General features: G+C 40.7%; 3 protein-coding genes. 1 reads left to right on the top strand and 2 read right to left on the bottom strand.

Annotated elements, in window-relative coordinates; genetic code table 11:
* Positions 1-35 precede the first annotated feature (35 nt).
* Positions 36-260: a hypothetical protein gene (locus F6K52_RS36090; RefSeq protein ID WP_293089997.1), complete on the top strand. Its 225-nt coding sequence runs from the start codon at positions 36-38 to the stop codon at positions 258-260.
* 5 nt (positions 261-265) lie between these two features.
* Here F6K52_RS36090 and F6K52_RS36085 read toward each other — a convergent pair whose 3' ends face one another.
* The gene (locus F6K52_RS36085) at positions 266-853 is read right to left on the bottom strand and encodes a class I SAM-dependent methyltransferase (RefSeq protein WP_293089995.1); all 588 of its coding nucleotides are present in this window, start codon (positions 851-853) and stop codon (positions 266-268) included.
* Positions 854-990: 137 nt separating this feature from the next.
* A complete protein-coding gene (locus F6K52_RS36080; protein ID WP_293089993.1) occupies positions 991-1,323 on the bottom strand; it encodes a DUF433 domain-containing protein in 333 nt (110 codons plus the stop codon).
* Between the last annotated feature and the right edge of the window lie 257 nt (positions 1,324-1,580).

Raw genomic sequence — 1,580 nt, 5'->3', positions numbered from 1 at the left:
TCCAGAAAAAAACTCTACCGGTTGTTTTCTAGATAATGCGTTCGCGAAGCGGTTCCGAAGGAACATCGCGCCAAATTCCCCTTAATCAAAATCTCCCCCAACACTTACAACACTTACAAAATGCCCCACAAAGACCTGTAAGAGCAATCCGTGTAGGAATTGTGAAAATTTTTGTTACCTCTTCCCTGCTCCCTGCTCCCTGCTCCCTGCTCCCTATTCCCTATTCCCTGTTCCCTGTTCCCTGTTCCCTTTGCTATTAAAAATTCTATTTATTTGATTCAATATAAATCATCCGAGTTCTGATTGTAATTCCTTGGCTGGGAGAAGTCCAACCTACAATAAAATAATCTTCCATAGCATTTTCAATGGCCATTTTAGAGTGGTCATAAACTGGAATAGGCACCTTTTGAATATATTCCTCTGTTGTTTCATCAAGGCTAAAAATAATTGTTTGGCGAGCAATACGATTCATCTGCGTAATAGCTGTTGCCACGTCTTCCACAAACAGTAACGAACTTAAACAAAAAACAAAATCGTAGGAGTTGCTATCAATTTCATTGAGGGCTGTTTCAATCGGCTTGTGGATGGTTTTATACCCTCTTTTGACCGCATAATCCAGCATATTACTTGAAATATCAATCCCTGTATAGTCAAACTCCCCTTGCAACAATTCACTTAGGATACCTGTCCCACAAGCAATATCTAAAACACTGCCTTGATGGTGATTATGTCCATGGAAGATTTTTACTGCTTCATTGACATACTGTACATTAGAACTGGGCTGCTTTAACACCTCGTCATACTTGGCAGCAAATTTATCATAATAGTCTTCAGCACCATTTTTTGTTGACATATAGCAATCCTAAATGATTTTGGATAAAATAGTGATGTAATGGATTATAATTTAAAGTGTATTGGTGTAATGAAGATATCATAGGATAAATCTTCATCAATTAGTAACTTGATAGTATTTGACACTAATACCTATCTCTACTGATAGATTTCCATGTAGAGTTGGGCAAAAGCTAAATCTATCGGAGATAGATAAGGATAGTCTTCAAGAATCAACTCTGGAGATTCTCCCCGGTTAAGCCGAGCAGCAATACGACGAACTGACAAGCGAGATTGAGGGAAAATCAACTCCCCTCCCATCATGTTAGGATCCCTAACCAAACTATCGACCCATATGGCAAATTTTTCAATTAGAGCTAGCAAGCCGAAATTAGTTATTTCCTTGGGCTGGGTTCCCAATAGCCAGCGCCAAAGTTGCCCATGATGAAGAAGTCCACTTTTAGGTTTAGTTTGGTCTAAGGTGTCTATCATGATTTATGCTTTATGTTCCATTAAAACTAAACGAATGCTTATCTCTTGTCTTGATGCAAAGCGCGAGTGGGGGAAACCCCCGCGTGAAGGCGCTGCATCGCTTATTCAAAAGCACCGATCTAGTAGCGTGGCACAGGCTTCTAGCCTGTGAACTAACGCATAAGCTGAGAGCTGAGAGCTGTTCGCGTAGGGTGTGCGTAGCACATAAGCTGATAGCTGAGAGCTGTTCGCGTAGCGTGTGCGTAGCACATAAGCTA

The sequence above is a fragment of the Moorena sp. SIO3H5 genome (genome assembly GCF_010692395.1).
Taxonomy (GTDB): domain Bacteria; phylum Cyanobacteriota; class Cyanobacteriia; order Cyanobacteriales; family Coleofasciculaceae; genus Moorena.
Note: the sequence above shows the minus strand (reverse complement) of the source record. Positions and strands in the feature narration are given on the sequence as shown.

Excerpts from the sequence above, each read along its gene's own strand:
- F6K52_RS36090 (WP_293089997.1), top strand. The coding sequence starts at position 36 with ATGCGTTCGCGAAGCGGTTCCGAAGGAACATCGCGCCAAATTCCCCTT.
- F6K52_RS36085 (WP_293089995.1), bottom strand. The coding sequence starts at position 853 with ATGTCAACAAAAAATGGTGCTGAAGACTATTATGATAAATTTGCTGCC.
- F6K52_RS36080 (WP_293089993.1), bottom strand. The coding sequence starts at position 1,323 with ATGATAGACACCTTAGACCAAACTAAACCTAAAAGTGGACTTCTTCAT.